Origin of the sequence: Bradyrhizobium sp. Ash2021 (genome assembly GCF_031202265.1) — a bacterium.
Classification (GTDB): Bacteria; Pseudomonadota; Alphaproteobacteria; order Rhizobiales; family Xanthobacteraceae; genus Bradyrhizobium.
Genome location: NZ_CP100604.1, coordinates 2,265,998 through 2,282,624, shown reverse-complemented (window position 1 = coordinate 2,282,624; position 16,627 = coordinate 2,265,998). Strand labels below are relative to the sequence as shown.

Here is a 16,627-nt window from a genome sequence, read left to right as displayed (position 1 = left end):
CAACCACCTGCTTCAGTCCAAAGCAGGCAGCGCAACAGCCCAAACTATGGGGGGTCGATTTTGGGCCCTGATGTGGAACGGCCCGGGCTGCAAGGTCTTTCTCTGGTTGACGGTCTCCATCGACATCAGCGAGGTTGCTCTTTCATAACGGCTTCCGCCAGATACTTTCCGCTCTTGCTTTGAAGACTCGGTGGCTATCTTGAGCGACAACGCAGCAATTTTACTCGCCGAGGGGCGCACCAACCGTCGGCACAGTTTGCTAACCTGAGCTATTCGCTCCGATGCTGCCGTGCGCTGGCAACCTACTCCGCTGCAAGCTTGCGATATCGTAGTGACAAACCAAGGCGCTCTCACGCATCGACCAGTGCTTTAGCGAGCGCGTCGATCAGCGCGTCATCGTGATAGGGCGTCGGCGTGATACGCAGCCGCTCGGTGCCCCGCGGAACCGTCGGATAGTTGAGGCTAGATATAGATGCCGTGCTCGGCGAGCAGGAGTGCGCTCGCTTCCGCGCATTTCTCCGAATCCCCCACTATCACCAGCACAATTTGCGTGTCGGTTGTCAGCGGCAGGCCGGCGGCAGTCAGTCGCGCGGATTTTGAGACAAATCGGGTAGCCTCGCCCAAAATCGCTGTTATTGAGTTATGCTCGTCATTCCTTGTGCTGAGGTGGGATTGCTGACGCCGACTTTGAAGCCGCGAAGGTGGTCACGAAGGAATAAAAAATGCGTGACGGGTCCGAATATTGGAAGGGCAGGCCTTCGTCCGGATCGGCCGAGATCGCTTAAAGAATTCTAGCCTGCACCGCTGCCCTTCCACCTCCTGTACGCTTCCAACCGGTTTCTGCCGATCAAGGTGCGAGCTTTCATCGACCTTGCCGCCGAGGGCTGAAGAGAGTCTTCGCGGGGCTCCCGCCGTGCTTTCTAACTGGGACATGTGCGCTTTGGCCCAAAGCATGGCGACCTCAATTCGGCTCGCCGAGCACGAAAATGAAGGGCACAACGAAGAGTTCATCGCCCTGGTCGTCGCTGACATGCAGGACCCAGTCATGCCAATCCTCGAGGCTGCGCTCGCTGGTAAAGGATTGCACGAGACGGGTCGCGTGATCGCGCGCCTCAGCAAGATCGGCCACCACGGCGCCGCGGCTATCGAGGAAAACCTTCTTCGTGTTCGAGCAGTGGAAATATACCTGGGTCATGTTCGAACCTCCTTCAAAATGCGACGGTCCACCACGATACCTCAGCGTTGCTGGTGTCCTCGATGGCGGGATACGAAAGATGGAATCGGTGATGTCTTGGAAGATTTAGAACCACATCCAAGTCATTATCTGCGCACCTTGTAGATTGCCCACTGCCGAGTAGTAGTAGGGCTCAATCCTGACATTTCGTGGCTCCGAAATGCACCAGCGCACGCCGAACAGCTGGGCAATCCGGCCGCCTAGGTCCGAGAGAGTTGGAAAACCCAGCTTTAACTGCGCGTGGGCTTTTGCGTTCTCGGCGATCGTCTGCTGCGAGATGCTCACAACAGACCCCCGCGCCTCGACCGGCGGCTGGAGGGACTCGAACGCCTGCAAGTCCTCGCGGCAGGAAGAGGCGCACCAGCGTGCCGGTATCCCGCTCGCTCTTTATCCGGACCGCGCCGCCGCGTCCTGCGGCGAAGCGCTGGACCTGGGGGAGCCCGAGGCCGGTGCCGCTGCCCGCGAGTTTTGTCGTGAAGTACAGGGTGAAGGCCTGCGAGAGGACCTCCTCGGTCATGCCCTCCCCGTCGTCGGCAGGGGAATCGCATATGGAAAAGACCTTAGATGTGCTGGTACCGCTCGGCCCAACCCCGGCAAGGAGACAAACCGACCGTTCACACTTCGATTCTGTCTCGTTCTCGATCCGATTCCATGCGAGCTTCCCGGCAACTGCGACCGGTGCGAGGCCAAGCAACGGAAGAGACTCAGAAATTCCATATGCGATTGCCCTGCCGTAGTCGGCGACGATGATCTCGACGAACCCCCGGACCGCGCCGGCGGGCGGCTCGATGTTCCGCGCCGCGACGGTGATCGTGCCGCTGTTCGGCATAGCATCGGCCACGTTTCGGCAGAGGTTCAGCAAAGCGAAGTACAGCTCTTCCGGATCGGCGTTGAAGTCCCATAGGTCGGGGGCGATCTCGGTGCGGACCGTGATGTCCGGACGCAACGCCAGGTCAAGCGTGCCAGCTATCGCTGCGAGGCGACCGCCTGCGAGAAACCCGTCGATCGACTTGGGGCGCGGTCGCGTAGCCTCGAGTAGCTGCCGGCTAAGCAACGCGCTTCGCGTGATCGCCTCCTGCATTCTGTCGACGATGGCCTTTCGGTACGCAGCATCGCTCTGGCACTCGAGCAGTCGCAGGCCGCTCCCGATCACGGCGAGAAGGTTATTGATGTCGTGGACGACAAACTGCGCCACGTCCGCTATCGCGCTCACCCGCGCCCGCCCGCCAGCGGCGACCGCGCCTCGCGTGTCGGACCGCGGGCTGGCGCGGCACAAGATTCCCGAGACCTCGCCGTCGGACCCGACGAGCGGGATCTCCACGTACCTGGACGCGATGAGGCCTCCACCGCCATCGCGGACGCCCCCCACCCTTGCGCTGAACGCACGCTGCATTCCAAGCGCGACGCCGCCGCTGTCCACGAGCACGACGACATCCTCCAGCGGCGCGCTTCCGACAGAGCCGGGGAATGAAGCGCCAATTGTCTCTTTGATCTGCATGTGGGACCTCCTGGCCTGCGATCGTCCAACGGAACGCCGACTTCGGCCCGTAGACGAGGGCGGGCGATGATGGATCGAAGATTGAGTCTATGACGGTCAAAAGGAAAATCACCTCTCGCCATGAAGTCGATAGCCGACCGTTATCGGAATGGCTGAGCGACGCTTGGCGCGCTGCGGTGGGAGTGCGGTGCTTCCCTCTGCGCCGCCTCGCCGGAGCGGAACTCTCGGCGACCGCGGGGAGGTGTCCACGTGCCTATCCTCCGGGCAGGCCTATATTACACGCGGTTATCGAGATCATAGCTTTACCAGCCGATTCCGCGGCAATAACACTGGTGCCGCGAGCGCGGTCGTGAGCCGAAGCGCCGGCGTACACCCCGCCGCAATCAGAATTGCGAGTATAACCATGACCCAGAGCATCGCGGGAGAGCCCGCCCCTGAACTCGCAATCCCCTACCGGATCGATGCTGAGGGAAAGGAACGCCCGCCTCTCACTCTGAAGGAGCTCGGTGCGCGGCACAGGCTTCTCCTTTTTCTACCAGGATTGGTGCGGTGGGTACCACCCGCACGGATTTCCAACTCTCCAGGCGTTGGTTCAAGACCCCGCACCGAGTACGTCGGGATCGCCAGTCCAGACCGCTTTCGAGGGCGCCTACGTCAATACGCGCGACAAGTTACCCTTGGACCAGCGGCGCTACGGCCTCCGGAGTCCCTTCGGCGACGAAGGCCGTTCGTCGCTCGGCGTCCTTCCCACCACGATGGAAAGCCGCATCGAAGTCGCGATGCTCGCGGTTCGGTCACCCATAGCGCCGCTTCGCCGATGCGTTGTTGGTATCAATAGCAGATGCGGCAAGCTCATCGCGACTGCCCGTGACCCGTGTCGGCCCGAGCGTCATTATATGCGTGGGCCTGACCGTAAATGGGTGGCCAAGCATGGTGTCGTAGTTGACAAGCGCCCTGCACGCGAACGTCCCCGATGTTGATCGGCAACCGTACCGGTTCAGGACGAATGCCGGCCGTTACTGGACCGCTCGAACCACATGGTCTGCTTTAGCTAGTTAGGAGAACTATCATGACAAAGCGTTCGCTTCTCATCACGGCAGCGAGTTGCTTCATTTTCTTTGCACCGGCAGCATTCGGGCGCTCGGCGTACGACGGCTCCTGGGACCTCGTCTTCGTGACGCAAAGAAAAACCTGCGATGCCAGTTACCGCTTTACTGTCGATGTGACCAACGGAATTATCACGCATCCCAATCTCGTGAGATTTCGAGGTTACGTTGCAAATCCGGCGCGGTTCGCGCTTCGGTGACGGTCCAAGATAAATATGCCACGGGTGCGGGCAAATTATTCGCAACGCCGGGTCAGGGGACCTGGAGCGGCCACTCAGGAACGGCGCGATGCTCGGGTTACTGGACGGCGCGACGCAATTGAAGGACGCAACGGCGGCACGCGACTGTGGCGCGAATGCTGGCAGCGCCAAGGCATCTTACGGAGAGGAGCGATTCCTCTGTGAACTGGAGACCATAATGAAATGACAGTTGCCAGAATACTAGTCGGCGCTGCAGTCCTGCTTGGCTTGCTCTCAACTGGCCTCGGCAGGACAATGCGGTTGGAGAAGCCTCATAACCGGCCCATGAGCGCGCCCATCTGGTCGGGTGAATCCGCACCCATAGATACTAATCGGCTAGCTCTGGTGATTGGCAATTCAACCTATCCCGATGCCGGCTCTCCTCTTCCCCAAATAACACGCGATGCGGAAGGTTTGACAAATGCTCTTCGCAAGGACGGCTTTCTGGTCGACGCGGTTGACAATGCGACGCACCCCGACATGACGCGCGCAATCGATCATCTAAGGGCAAGAGTACATTTGAACTCAATTGTGTTGGTCTATTTCGGAGGTTACGGTGTCCAATCTGACGGACAAAATTATTTAATCCCAGTCGACGCGAAGATCTGGAGTGAAGAAGATGTCCGTCGACAAGGCGTAAGCATTGACCGTCTCCTTTCGCAACTCAAGACATCCGGAGCCCGCGTCAGGCTCGTCGTCATTGAGGCCTCACGCCGCAATCCTTATGAGCGACGCTTCAGGAGCTACTCACATGGACTTGCACCCATTCAAACGAGTGAGAACGCGCTCATCCTGAGCTCAGCAGCGCCTGGCCAGGTCGTCGAAGATCCGGATGAACTACATAGTCAGCTGATGACCGCTCTTCTTACGCAGATGGATTCTTCGAAGATGATCGAGGAGGTATTCAACAACACCCGAAACGCAGTGATGGCTGCTACTCAGGGCCAACAGATTCCAGCTGTGTCATCTACGCTAACCGAGAGCGTTAATCTTCGGCCGGCACGGAGCGGCGCTCCCGTGTCCTCCGTCGGCTCTGCAGCTAGCGGTCCCCGCGAGTGATCAAACAGATTTCCGCTGACTTCCAGATCAAAGGTCAAGGCTGACTTCCCGTGGCGGTTGCCACTCAATCATCTCCGCCTTTGTTTGGAACCTCCAACGCGCCCTGGCGCCGTCCCAATTCGATGACGCCGCATCACTGAAGGTCTTTTCCGCGTTTCATGATCGTCTGTTCCTGCAATGTCCTTAGCGACCACGATGTTCGTCACGCCGTAAATACGGCCGACGACGCGCTGCGAAATGCCAAGCAGATCTATGACTGCCTTGGCTGCAGCGCTGAATGTGGCCGCTGCGCGCGCACCATCAAGACGATCATCGACGAGGCGTCCAGGGAATGCGCACTAGCTTGTCAGGCTGGCTGCCCACATCGCCGGATCATGGATGACGCGCAGGATGAGCCCAATGCGCACCCTGTGTGTACCGAAAACTCAAACCCGGCCGTAGTGGAGATGAAGTCCGCCCAGGACGGCAAGTGAACTGACCACACCGGTTCGCTGAACCGGGCGAGAAACCGGCGCATCCTTATCCAAGGCCAAGTGCGTCCGCGTCTCATTATAGTAGCGAGCGTAAGATTTCAGAATCCGGCGCAGCTGTGCCTCGCCCAGGACAATGATGTGGTCCACACATTCACGCCGGATCGATCCGATCAGCCGTTCGACAAAGCCATTCTGCCAGGGTGAGGCCGGTGCGACAGGCTTGTCCCGGATGCCCATGGCACGCAGTCGACGTGTGACGACAGTGCCGTAGATCCGATCGCGGTCTCGGATCATGTAACCGGGAGCCCCGTCCCAAGGAAAGGCCTCCGTTATCTGATGCGCAACCCATTCAGCGGTCGGATTTGCTGTGACGTTGATCCAGACGATATCTCTACGGTCGAGCCGGACGATGACGAACGCATAGAGCAGGTCGAAACCGATCGTTGGAACAACGAACAGGTCCATGGCGGCAATGTCCGGCGCGTGGTTGCGCAAGAAGGTCCGCCATCCCTGGCTGGGCGGCGCCTGTCGCTTGACCATGTACTTGGCGACGCTCGACTGCGCGACCTCAAACCCGAGCTTGAGCAGTTCGCCGTGAATGCGTGGCGCACCCCAAAGCGGATTCTTGTGTGTACCGAAAACTTAAGCTCTGGCGTAGTGGTGATGAAGTCCGCCCAGGACGGCAAGTGACCTGACCACACCGGTTCGCTGAACCGAGCGAGAAGCCGGCGCATCCCTGTTCAAGGATCGATGCGTTCTGACGCGATTGTAATAGTCGGCGTAGGATTTCAGGACCCGACGCAAATGCATCTCGCCCAAGACAACGATGTGGTCCACACACTCGCGCCGGATCGATCCGATCAGCCGTTCGGCAAAGCCATTCTGCCAAGGCGAAGCTGGTGCGGTGGGCTTGTCCCGGATGCCCATGGCGCGCAATCGGCGTGTGACGACGCTGCCATAGATCCAATCCCAATCGCGGATGAGGTAGCGCGGAGCCTCATCCCAAGGAAATGCCTCCGTGATTTGACGGGCAACCCATTCTGCGGTCGGATTTGCTGTGACGTTGATCCAGACGAGGTCTCTACGGTCGAGCCGGACGATGACGAACGCATAGAGCAGGTCGAAACCGATCGTTGGAACAACGAACAGGTCCATGGCGGCAATGTCCGGCGCGTGGTTGCGCAAGAAGGTCCGCCATCCCTGGCTGGGCGGCGCCTGTCGCTTGACCATGTACTTGGCGACGCTCGACTGCGCGACCTCAAACCCGAGCTTGAGCAGTTCGCCGTGAATGCGTGGCGCACCCCAAAGCGGATTCTCCATGCTCATCCGCCGGATCAATCCGCGCAGCTCTGTGTCGATCTGCGGTCGCCCTCCCAATGGGCGCGACTTCCAACGCCAGTAGGAGCGAAAGCCGGCCCTGTGCCAACGCAGGAGCGTCTCGGGCCGGATGATGGAGAGAACCTGCAGGACTGACGGAAACCAGCGATACAGCTGGATAAAGAACCAGCGATCATGGTTCGCGAGCCGGACGCGACCATGCAGCCTTCGCCTCAAGACAATCAACTGATGGCGAAGCACCGCGTTCTCAGCCTGAAGCCGCAACTTCGACTTGAATGGCGAGGCCAGCACGGCCAGAACGAAACAGAACAGCCCAATCATTCCGCCAGCTTAGGCGATTCCATCACGGCATCAAGTCGGATAAGGTTTTCGGTACGCACAGGTCTCGAATGCCGATCGACCGAACCCGACGGAGAAAGATCTCGCCATAGGCTCGATCTCGGTCCCTGATTAGGTAACGAGGGATTTGCTCCCAGCCACAGGCTTCAGTGAGCTGATTGGCGATCCATTCGGCCGTCGGGTGCGCGGTCACCCCAAGCCAAAGGATTTGCCGCCGGTCATGGCCCATAATGAGCAGTCCGTAGAGCGGCCGGAACGAGATCGTCGGCACGACGAAGAGGTCCATTGCGGCAATGCCCTCCGCATGGTTGCGAAGAAACGTCTTCCATCCCTGCGAGGGAGGGCCCCTCCTCCGCGCCACGTACTTGGCGACGCTGGTCCGGCCGATGTCGATGCCGAGCTTCAGAAGCTCTCCATGAATTCTCGGTGCCCCCCACAACGGGTTGGCGATGCTCATCTCGCGGATCAGCCGGCGAATTTCCAACGGTACGGTCGGTCGACCGCAGCGGCGCCGCGATTTCCAGCGCCAATACAATCTGAAACCGGCACGGTGCCAACGGATCACAGTATCCGGCTTCACAATCGTCAGCGCCTTGATGGTATTCGGCGCCAAACGATACAGCCCAACAAAGATCAGGCGATCCATGGCACTGAAGGCCAGTCTCTTCGGCTGGTGCCGTCGCTGGATGTTAAGTTGATGACGAAGGATCAGGATCTCAGCTTCCAACGAGACCCGCGACCGGAACAATAATACCAGCACCGACCAGACCAGGCTGTAAGCTTCTCTCATAAGGCAGAAGCATTGCGCGATTCGGCCTCACATGCCAGCCGGATTAGGTTTCCGACAGGGACAGCTTCAACGACCACATTGATTTTGACCTGCACGACGCGATTCAGGACTTGCTCGACGAAGGAATGCCGGAAGAAGGCACGTCTGCTTACGGCATTGCGCAGCAAGTCATTCATACGGGTTACGATTCGTTGAACCCAAAGCAGCATACTTTGTACGACGCGGTCGTTATTCCTGCGCTGACAAAGCGTGGCGAAGAGCTCAAAGATATACAGATCATTAATTCCAACCCTGATTAGGCTGATCCCTCCTTCCGGCGCTGCACGGTTGTCACTTTTGAGAATTTGAGCGAGATAGTATGGCTCTAGAACGTCTCTCATTGGACCAAATTGACGAGTGCCAATTGCAACGGCTTATCGAGTCGTCCGTGAAGAACCCTGATTTCAGACTGGATTGGTCGACGGCGCGGCGAAGAGAGCGGCCAGGATTTGGCGCAACAAAATCCTGAGCCAGCGGATCAGGCGGCGGAAGTTGTAGCCGACGGCGGCGAGGACGGCGTTGTTGGCGTCGCCGCGCCGGAACCAGAGATAGTTGCGGCCCATGCGGTGCTCGGCTTTGAGATGGCCGATGACGGGCTCGACGGCGGACCTGCGGCGGAGTTCGCGCTTGATCTGCGGCGTCACCCCTCGCTTTTGCCCCGAGATGAAGACCCTGAACTTGTAATCGGGCGGCGCATTGTGGCCGCGGTAGCCCTTGTCGGCGAGGATGCGCGCGATGGTGTTGCCGACGAGCGCTTCCATGTCCGGGATCACGGTTTCCAAGGTGTGGCCATCATATGGATTGCCGGGCAGCGCCTTCACATGGGTGACGAACTGGCCGCCCTTGCAGTGCTTGAGGGTGGTGGCAACGCTGACCTTGACGCCGAACTCGTAAGGCCGATGGGCCTTGCCCTTGCCGATGCATTCGACTTCCGGCGCATGCAGGGAATAGACCTTCGGTCCGCGTTGACGTTGCTGCTGCTCGCGCACGCGCCGCGCCAGCAATAGCAGCTGTGCGAACGTCCCTTCGAGCCCGCTGTTGCCCTCGATCTTGCGGCCGATGTCGCGGATGACGCGGCCGAGATAGGTGCGCAGCTTCTTGAGCATCCGGTTGGCACGCTTGAACTGCTTGGCGTGGGCATAGCGCTGATGCTGGATCAGGGCGAACTTGCCCAGGCGCGCATAGGACTGGCGCAAATCTACCCCGTGGCGCTGCGCCAGCCGCACCAGTTTCTCGCGCGCCCGGTTCAGAAGCTTCGCGTCGGTGGGGAACGTCACGTTCTTGGGCTGCACGGTGGTATCGACGATCACCCGTGACAACTCGGACGGCTTGATCGCCTTGGTTCTGGTGGCCACCGACAGGCTCTCCTGCAGCAATGCCTGCAGCCGCTCCTCGCCCATCCGGTTGCGCCAGCGCGTCAGCGACGAGCGATCGAACACCAGCCGGTGCTGGAAGAACTCCTCGCCGCAGAAGAACTGGTAATAGGGGTTCTCGACCCAGCGCTCGCACAGCACCTCGTCGGACAGGTCGTAGGTGTGCTTGAGGATCGCCAGCCCCGCCATCAATCGCGTCGGCAGTGGCGGGCGGCCGGGATCATCCGTGTAGACCGCCCCGAACTCCCGTTCCAGGAACTCCCAATCCACCGTGCGCCCCAGCGCCACCAGCGGATGCTTCAGGTCGATGATCTGGTCGAGCCGAGAGCGGAACAGATCCTGCTCTCCTGTCTCCCGCCGTTCCGGTGGTCGCATCTGGTCCCCCGCCAAAACATCCAAAGGCGAGTGAATCACAAATCAAATTTGCAAGGAATCCCCTTCCGCACACCCGATTCCCGGCAAACTCGGTTGCCCCAGCCTGCCGTTTCCAGATTCTAAATCAACGACTTGGGAATTCTTCACGGACGACTATCGACGGGGCAGGCTGCCGAAACGCGCGATATCGAGTACAAGCGCGAGAGCTACGATGGTTTCTTCCCCCCTTTTCTGCCTACTTACGAGTATTGCTCTTTGCGCTTTGCAAGCGCCTTCTGCAGTTTGACGTCTTGCGCTCGCTGATCGTCGCGCCAGGCGTGAACTGTTTTCAGATCCCCGCATTCTGCTTTTCGCTTCGCTCGAATCAAAATCAGCGCAAGCCGCCAAATTTGCTTGCTCGACAATTTTTGGACGATCTCCGATTGCTCCTCAGAAATAAATTTCGGCCCGTACCGCGACGAGACGTCCTTTTTGGTTGAGTGCCCAAAGACAACAAGCCGCGAGCGCTCGCTGAGGCCTTCGAGGTCATCCAGAAACCCCTTGAAGGTATGCCTGCCTGAATAATTGACGAGACCTGCGCGATCCATCTCCAGCTTCTCGATGCCGTAGGTGAAGGCCTTGGTCAGGACGTGGCTCCACTTAATCTCGCCGGTGTTCTTGACGTAAACTTTCCAGTCCGGAAACAGCCATTGCTCATGGGCTTCGATTTCAATGTCCTCGAGCTGCTCGGCTGAAAGCTTGTGACGACCGCCGAGCCCGGCGACTTTGCGGTCGATGAACGCAGCCACTATGGCGTCCCGACGCTCCACGATTCCGAGCCTTACAATGAGCCAGTGGATCGTGACCCAGCGAAATGCACTCGGCGACTTGCCCCGGGTGCCACCTGTCTGCGGATCGAACCGGTCCTTTTCCTGCTGTTCGATGGACAGGGGCGCATAGCGGAAGTGCAGCTTGCCGTACAGATCGAGGATATCCCGGCAACGAAGTTGTGCGATTTCCGAGGGGCGCATGCCGCACAGAACTTCGATCAGCTCGGCCCAATAGAAATAGTCCTGAATGAAAGCCGTGCCCGGCGACCAGCGCCGCGCAACACCATGGCAGCCCGTAAACGGAGGCGAAGCGAAAAATTTGTACAATTCGTCGGGCTTGAACGCATCGCGCTCCGCGGCCGGAGGGTTGTATTTCGAGACTGATTCGAAATTTGGTGCCCGCCCGTAGGCGAACCAATGCTCGATGGCGAATTTCCAAAAGGCATTCAGGCCGCTTTCGTAGCGGCCCTTGAGCGTGGTTTCGCTGACACGCTTTAGCTTGATAGCTTTTCCATTTTTCTCCCGCGTCCAGCCGTTCTCCGCAGCCCATTGCCAACGGAAGTAGAGGCTACGCTCCGACGGCGAGAACCCCCGCGCTGTAGGGATCGCAGGTAGCGCCTTCTTCACCTTGAGCAGATGCTCGCCATTGAAGTCGAGCATCACCGGATCGCCGAGCAATTCGATCAGAAATCGTACTACCGGTTCGATATCGCTGTCGGCGCGGCGATCGCCTTCCTGCTGCTCGCGGGCATCGAGGAATTCCGTCAAAACATCGGACATCGTTCGACGGGTGTAGCGATCCACGGAAGCCGTGCTTGTCGCCGGGGGCCGCATATCGGTCGCGGCGGCAGTCGCCGGTGGCGAAGGAGCGGGCGAAGCTGCGGCCGCGTACAGGGCGCGCTTTTGCTCAAGCCGGTACAAGACGGTCGACGATTTTTCGCGCTCATTGCTCGCGCGTGAGTTTTCCCGGACCAGGGCGACGAAATGCTCGTCCCAACCCGGTACCACCTGGTCAGGTTTGCGCCCGCCAAGCCGCACCCGATACTGCGCCTCGAAGGCAACCCCTTGGAACGCGGCGCGATCCACTAGGTCCTCCTCGCCACGAACCGGCTCGACCGCCAGCGCCTGCAGCCTGGGCCACAGCGCGAGCAAAGCCGATTCCGGATCTTCCGCCACTTTCACGCTGAGCATCCACGAGGCAATTCTGGCTGCCCGCAACTTCGCGGTTTTGTAGTCCGCAGTACGCAGGCTGATCCGAAACGCTGACCCCGATTTTGGCGAGAGGCAAGCAGGCAGCCGCGCTCTAAACAGATATCTGCCGTCACGGCGAGAGATGAACGCTGAGCGTGACAACGAAAAACCCCACTGTGTCCAAACCATGAGACACAGGTCACGCCGCCTTGGCGGAATGAGCCGTTTTCGTTGAATTCGTTGAAGAATTTCGGCAGTTTGGAGCTGCCTAGCTGTTGGTAGCGAGAGAGGGACTCGAACCCCCGACCCCAGGATTATGATTCCCGTGCTCTAACCAGCTGAGCTACCTCGCCACGGTTCACCGGCGCGGCCAACTATACCGCATTCGCGAACGCGCGGCATATAAGGAGTGGCTCAATGACCTGTCAAGCAAAGCCGACCGTCCAGCCAAGTGTCTGCAAAACGGAGTTATTTCGGCCGGATCGTGGGATCGCCACCGGGGCTGCCGGGCGGCGGGATCACCGGCGTGTTGCCGATATCGGGGGCCGGCGCGCGCATATCCGGATCGATTCCCGCGGGCGGGCACAGCACCCCGTCCGACCGGGCCAGTTTATCGCCCAGCGGCTCGGTCCGCTGGCCGGTCGTTGTTCCCTCGGGGACGACGATACCGGGGTGCGGGGCCTGCCGCATCGGTGCGCAATTGGCGGCGTGCTCAGCCGACGGCGGGGCTGTTTGTGCCGGCGGTGTCGCCGGCGCAGGCGGCGCCTGGGCCGCCGCCATGCCGGAGGCCACCATCAGCACACATGAAAGAAGCAGCGCGTGTTTTGTCCTCATGGGGAGAAAACGGCCCGCGCTCGCGCTGGTTCCGCCAGAATTTCAGGATTTGCGGAAGCGGATCAGCGAAAAATGCCCCATCGGCGGCATCGGCCGACGCTCGGCCAGGCTGACGCCGCCATGTTTGGTGGCCCAGTCGGTCAATCGCGCCCAAGGAAATTCCGGCCGCCAGCCGAGCCGCCGCGCCAGCGGCGCGAACGCCAGTTCGAAGACACGGCGCGGCCCGCTTTCGGCGCCGATGTGATTGACCAGGATCAGTTCGCCGCCGGGTTTCAGCACACGGATGAAATCATCCAGCGTCGCTTCCGGATCCGGCACCGCCGTGATGACATATTGCGCCACCACCGCGTCGAAAAACGAATCCGGAAACGCCAGATTCTTGGCGTCCATTACCGCCAGCGTTTCGACATTGGTCAGGCCGAGCGCACGCACGCGCTGCTGGGCCCGGCGCAGCATCGGTTCGGAAATATCGACGCCGCATAATTTTGTGCTGCGCGAATAATCCGACAGCGACAATCCCGTGCCGACGCCGACGTCGAGGATTCTGCCGCCGATCTTGTCGGCTTCCGCAATGGTCGATTGGCGGCCGGCGTCGAACACCTTGCCGAAGACGAGGTCGTAGACCGGCGCCCAGCGCCCATAAGCCTTTTCGACCCCCTCGCGGTCGATGTCCCCAGCCATTCCCTGCCCCGAACTCTTTTATCCGCGCACGGCTTCAGCGAGCGGAGGTGGCGCGATGGCCTCCCGCGCCCCCCGCGCCGCCGCGTTTTTCGCGGTCGCGCTCTTGATGAATCCGCCGCCGAGCACGCGCGCCTGCCCCGAAGGCGCGTCGTAAAACACGCAGGCCTGACCCGGCGATACGCCCTCTTCGCCGGCGACGAGTTCGACCTCAAAGCCGCCCTCCACCGCGCGCAACCAGGCCGGCTGCGGCGCCCGCGTCGAGCGCACCCGCACGAACATCTCGATGCCGTCGCCGATCACGTGCTCCAGCGCGCCGTCGCCGATCCAGTTGATGTCGCGCAGCGCGATGCGGTCCATCCGCAGGGCCTCGCGCGGCCCCACCACGACGCGGCGGCTGGCGGCATCGAGCCGCACCACGTAAAGCGGCGCGCTGGCCGCGATGCCCAATCCCTTACGCTGGCCCACGGTGAAATGAACGATGCCCCGGTGCCGGCCGATGACGCGGCCGTCGAGGTCGACGATGTCGCCGGGCTCGATCGCGCCAGGCTTCAAGCGGCCGATGATGTCGGTGTAGCGCCCGGTCGGCACGAAGCAGATATCCTGGCTATCCTGCTTGTCGGCGACCTCGAGATCGAAACGCCGCGCCAGCTCGCGCGCCTGCGGCTTGGTCATGTCGCCGAGCGGAAAGCGCAGATAGTCGAGTTGCTCGCGCGTGGTCGCGAACAGGAAGTAGCTCTGGTCGCGATCGGAATCGGCGGCGCAAACCAGCGCGCGCGATCCATCGCTTAAGGCGCGCGATGCGACATAATGGCCGGTCGCCAGCGCCTTGGCGCCAAGCTCGCGCGCGGTCGCCAGCAGATCGCGAAACTTGATCGAGCGATTGCACTCGATGCAGGGCACCGGCGTCTCGCCAAGCGCGTAGCTGTCGGCGAAATTGTCGATCACCGATTCCTGGAAACGGCTCTCATAGTCGAGCACGTAATGCGGAATGCCGATCCGCTCGGCGACGTTGCGGGCATCGTGGATGTCGCGGCCGGCGCAGCAGGCGCCCTTGCGGTGGGTGGCCGCGCCATGGTCGTAAAGCTGCAGCGTGATCCCGACCACGTCGTAGCCCTCGGCCTTCAGCAAGGCAGCCGTCACCGAGGAGTCGACGCCGCCGGACATGGCGACCACGATCCTGGTGTCCTCTGGGCGGCCTTCAAGATCCAGACTGTTCAGCATGACAGGGGTCATCGACTTAAATCGCGAGCCAACGCCTCGCGGAAAGAGTGAAAAAGCCTTTTACACATAAGGCCTTATGGCATCTTTCGGCCTTGTTGGGCCGGATCGGAAGCCGCTCTTTAATATAGGCCGTATTCCCGGGAGGCAATCAGCCGAACCTGTTTTGGCACGCCGGAGACGGCAAATCTTGCCGCCGGGCAGAAAAGGAGGCCACGGCGACGTCTCTGAAGTCCACCCCCTTGGCTATCAAGCTATTGAAAGTACAAGGTATTTTTTGGAAACCGCCGATGGCCCGGTCCTTGCTGACTGGTAGTTGGAAGTTTCATCGCGAGGATCGCCTGTGGTCAGTGTCACGTCAGAAGCATCGTCAAACCTGTCTTTTCAGGGCACGACGCAGCGATCCACCCGGACCGACTCGGCCCAATCGCAGAATAACGACAGTTTCTCGGCGCTGGTCGACAGCAATACTTCCGCCAGCAACAGCGACAATCGCCGGCAAGACACCGGCCGCCCGCAAAACACCAGCGCGCCTGCGCCCGCCCCGCGCCGCGCCGACGATCGGGCACCGGCCACCGACAGCGCATCACGCGACAACACTGCGGCGGCCGACAGACCGGCGCGAGACAATGCGGACGACCAGAATGCCGCCGCCAGTGCGCCCGCCAATACCAATGCGGATGCCAACGCCGCCGCCAATGCCGATGCGTCCGGCCGCGCGAAAGCGAAATCCGCCTCGAATTCCGACGATACGAAGTCGACGTCAAAATCAAAATCGTTCGCCGAAACCAGCTCGGCGAAGGATCAACCCCAGGCAAAGCAGGGCGGCGCGGTCGCAGCGGCCGTCGGCGCCGTCGCCACCGCAACTCCCGTCGCCCCAGCGCCGACCACTGTCCCTGCTGCGACAACCTCGACGGCCGACAAACCCACCGCTCCGCTTGCAATCGCCACGGCCGCGATAGCCGCCACCGCGGCAATTACCGAGGCCGCTCCAGCTGCGACATCCGCGGTAACCGGCACCGACGCCAGCGCATCAACGGCTGCAACCGCAATTGCGGCCAAGGCCGCCGATTCCAAAATCGATCTGCACGCCGCATTTACCGCGGCCCTAAGCGCGCAAGGCGCGGCCGGCGACGCCGCCGCGACGACCGGGGTTGCGTTGGCAGCATCGGTTGCGACCGGCGCTCCGGCAACGTCGAAAGCCGCAGCGCCGGCGAAAGGCCCGGTCATCGCCAAGGAAGGCATCACAATTTCGGGCGATCAGAACACCGCAACCGGCACGACGGGCGCTCCCGCAACGGCCGCGCCCACCGCAATCGTTCCCGGCGTCACCCAGCCCACCGCGGTCGCCGGCAAACAGAAGGCCGAAGGCGGTGTCGTCGACGCCGTCAAGACCGACGCATCGGGCAATTCCACGCCGCCTTTGGTCGCCAACGCCGCCGCCAATGGAGCTTCCGCGGCTGCCGATGCCGGACAGAACTCGGTCAACGTATCCGACAACAGCCTGCAGGCGGCGGGCGCGCTGCAGCCGCAATTGCAATCGCCGACCGCCGCTCCGGTCGCCGCGTCACAACTGACGGTCACGGCCGCGACCAACGGGGCCGTGCCCCTGAGCGGCGTGGCCATGGAGATTGCGGCATCGGCCAAAAGCGGCAAGAGCCGCTTCGAAATCCGGCTCGATCCAGCCGACTTCGGCCGCATCGATGTCCGCATCGATGTCGATCGCAACGGCCAGGTGACGTCGCATTTGACGGTCGACAAACCGGAAACGCTGTCGCTGTTGCGGCAGGACGCGCCCCAGTTGCAGCGCGCGCTGGATGACGCCGGCTTCAAGACCGGCGGCAGCGGCCTTCAATTCAGCCTGCGCGACCAGTCGTCATCGGGTCAGAACAGCGGCAACGACAACGGTCGCAACGCGCACCGGCTGGTGATCAGCGATGACGACACCACCCGCGCCGCAGTGACGGGCCGGACCTATGGCCGCATGCTCGGATCGAGCAGCGGCGTCGACATCAGGGTTTGAGGAGACGG

General features: G+C 61.2%; 15 protein-coding genes, 1 tRNA gene and 3 pseudogenes. 5 read left to right on the top strand and 14 right to left on the bottom strand.

The window, feature by feature from the left end; genetic code table 11:
* Positions 1-350: 350 nt before the first annotated feature.
* From NL528_RS11070 to NL528_RS47035, 4 genes and pseudogenes are all read right to left on the bottom strand, one after another.
* Positions 351-618, bottom strand: a pseudogene (locus tag NL528_RS11070) (aminotransferase class I/II-fold pyridoxal phosphate-dependent enzyme); the annotation flags it as partial.
* 343 nt (positions 619-961) lie between these two features.
* A complete protein-coding gene (locus NL528_RS11065) occupies positions 962-1,195 on the bottom strand; it encodes a DUF6894 family protein (RefSeq protein ID WP_309182713.1) in 234 nt (77 codons plus the stop codon).
* Between the two features lie 105 nt (positions 1,196-1,300).
* Positions 1,301-1,570: a hypothetical protein gene (locus NL528_RS11060; RefSeq protein WP_309182712.1), complete on the bottom strand. Its 270-nt coding sequence runs from the start codon at positions 1,568-1,570 to the stop codon at positions 1,301-1,303.
* Positions 1,571-1,634: 64 nt separating this feature from the next.
* Positions 1,635-1,751 (bottom strand): annotated as a pseudogene (locus NL528_RS47035) (ATP-binding protein); the annotation flags it as partial.
* A gap of 2,050 nt (positions 1,752-3,801) precedes the next feature.
* On the opposite strand from NL528_RS47035, the gene NL528_RS11050 reads away from it, so the two are divergent.
* The 3 genes from NL528_RS11050 (at position 3,802) to NL528_RS11040 (ending at position 5,609) form a co-directional block, all read left to right on the top strand.
* Positions 3,802-4,038 carry a hypothetical protein gene (locus NL528_RS11050; RefSeq protein WP_309182711.1) on the top strand — a complete coding sequence of 79 codons (237 nt, stop codon included), beginning with the start codon at positions 3,802-3,804 and terminating at the stop codon, positions 4,036-4,038.
* Between the two features lie 222 nt (positions 4,039-4,260).
* The gene (locus NL528_RS11045; RefSeq protein WP_309182710.1) at positions 4,261-5,136 is read left to right on the top strand and encodes a caspase family protein; all 876 of its coding nucleotides are present in this window, start codon (positions 4,261-4,263) and stop codon (positions 5,134-5,136) included.
* Between the two features lie 158 nt (positions 5,137-5,294).
* Entirely contained in the window at positions 5,295-5,609 is a 315-nt protein-coding gene (locus tag NL528_RS11040; RefSeq protein ID WP_309182709.1) for a (2Fe-2S)-binding protein, read from the top strand.
* On the opposite strand, the gene NL528_RS11035 is transcribed toward NL528_RS11040, so the two are convergent.
* The 3 genes from NL528_RS11035 to NL528_RS11025 all read right to left on the bottom strand — a co-directional run bounded on the left by NL528_RS11035 (position 5,562) and on the right by NL528_RS11025 (position 8,013).
* On the bottom strand, positions 5,562-6,104 hold the full coding sequence (locus NL528_RS11035) for an integrase core domain-containing protein (protein ID WP_309182708.1): 543 nt from the start codon (positions 6,102-6,104) through the stop codon (positions 5,562-5,564). The genes NL528_RS11040 and NL528_RS11035 overlap by 48 nt on opposite strands.
* A gap of 147 nt (positions 6,105-6,251) precedes the next feature.
* Positions 6,252-7,268, bottom strand: a complete 1,017-nt coding sequence (locus NL528_RS11030) for an integrase core domain-containing protein (RefSeq protein WP_309182707.1) — start codon at positions 7,266-7,268, stop codon at positions 6,252-6,254.
* Between the two features lie 22 nt (positions 7,269-7,290).
* Positions 7,291-8,013: a hypothetical protein gene (locus tag NL528_RS11025; RefSeq protein ID WP_309182706.1), complete on the bottom strand. Its 723-nt coding sequence runs from the start codon at positions 8,011-8,013 to the stop codon at positions 7,291-7,293.
* 173 nt (positions 8,014-8,186) lie between these two features.
* On the opposite strand from NL528_RS11025, the gene NL528_RS11020 reads away from it, so the two are divergent.
* Entirely contained in the window at positions 8,187-8,375 is a 189-nt protein-coding gene (locus NL528_RS11020) for a hypothetical protein (protein ID WP_309182705.1), read from the top strand.
* A 144-nt stretch (positions 8,376-8,519) separates the two neighbouring features.
* Here the strand turns inward: NL528_RS11020 and NL528_RS11015 are convergent, their stop codons facing one another.
* The 7 genes and pseudogenes from NL528_RS11015 to mnmA form a co-directional block, all read right to left on the bottom strand.
* Positions 8,520-9,863, bottom strand: a complete 1,344-nt coding sequence (locus tag NL528_RS11015; protein ID WP_309176729.1) for an IS5 family transposase — start codon at positions 9,861-9,863, stop codon at positions 8,520-8,522.
* 239 nt (positions 9,864-10,102) lie between these two features.
* On the bottom strand, positions 10,103-11,848 hold the full coding sequence (locus NL528_RS11010; RefSeq protein ID WP_309182704.1) for a hypothetical protein: 1,746 nt from the start codon (positions 11,846-11,848) through the stop codon (positions 10,103-10,105).
* An 81-nt stretch (positions 11,849-11,929) separates the two neighbouring features.
* Positions 11,930-12,052, bottom strand: a pseudogene (locus NL528_RS47030) (hypothetical protein); the annotation flags it as partial.
* 87 nt (positions 12,053-12,139) lie between these two features.
* Positions 12,140-12,216: transfer RNA gene (locus tag NL528_RS11005), tRNA-Met, on the bottom strand.
* A 115-nt stretch (positions 12,217-12,331) separates the two neighbouring features.
* On the bottom strand, positions 12,332-12,697 hold the full coding sequence (locus NL528_RS11000; protein ID WP_309182703.1) for a hypothetical protein: 366 nt from the start codon (positions 12,695-12,697) through the stop codon (positions 12,332-12,334).
* A 42-nt stretch (positions 12,698-12,739) separates the two neighbouring features.
* Positions 12,740-13,378 (bottom strand): methyltransferase domain-containing protein, encoded by a 639-nt coding sequence (locus tag NL528_RS10995; protein WP_309182702.1) that lies wholly within the window; start codon positions 13,376-13,378, stop codon positions 12,740-12,742.
* Between the two features lie 18 nt (positions 13,379-13,396).
* Positions 13,397-14,599 carry a tRNA 2-thiouridine(34) synthase MnmA gene (gene mnmA, locus NL528_RS10990; protein ID WP_309182701.1) on the bottom strand — a complete coding sequence of 401 codons (1,203 nt, stop codon included), beginning with the start codon at positions 14,597-14,599 and terminating at the stop codon, positions 13,397-13,399.
* Positions 14,600-14,939: 340 nt separating this feature from the next.
* Between mnmA and NL528_RS10985 the strand changes: the two genes are divergently transcribed.
* Complete coding sequence (locus NL528_RS10985; protein ID WP_309182700.1) at positions 14,940-16,619, top strand: flagellar hook-length control protein FliK; 1,680 nt, start codon at positions 14,940-14,942, stop codon at positions 16,617-16,619.
* Positions 16,620-16,627: the final 8 nt, after the last annotated feature.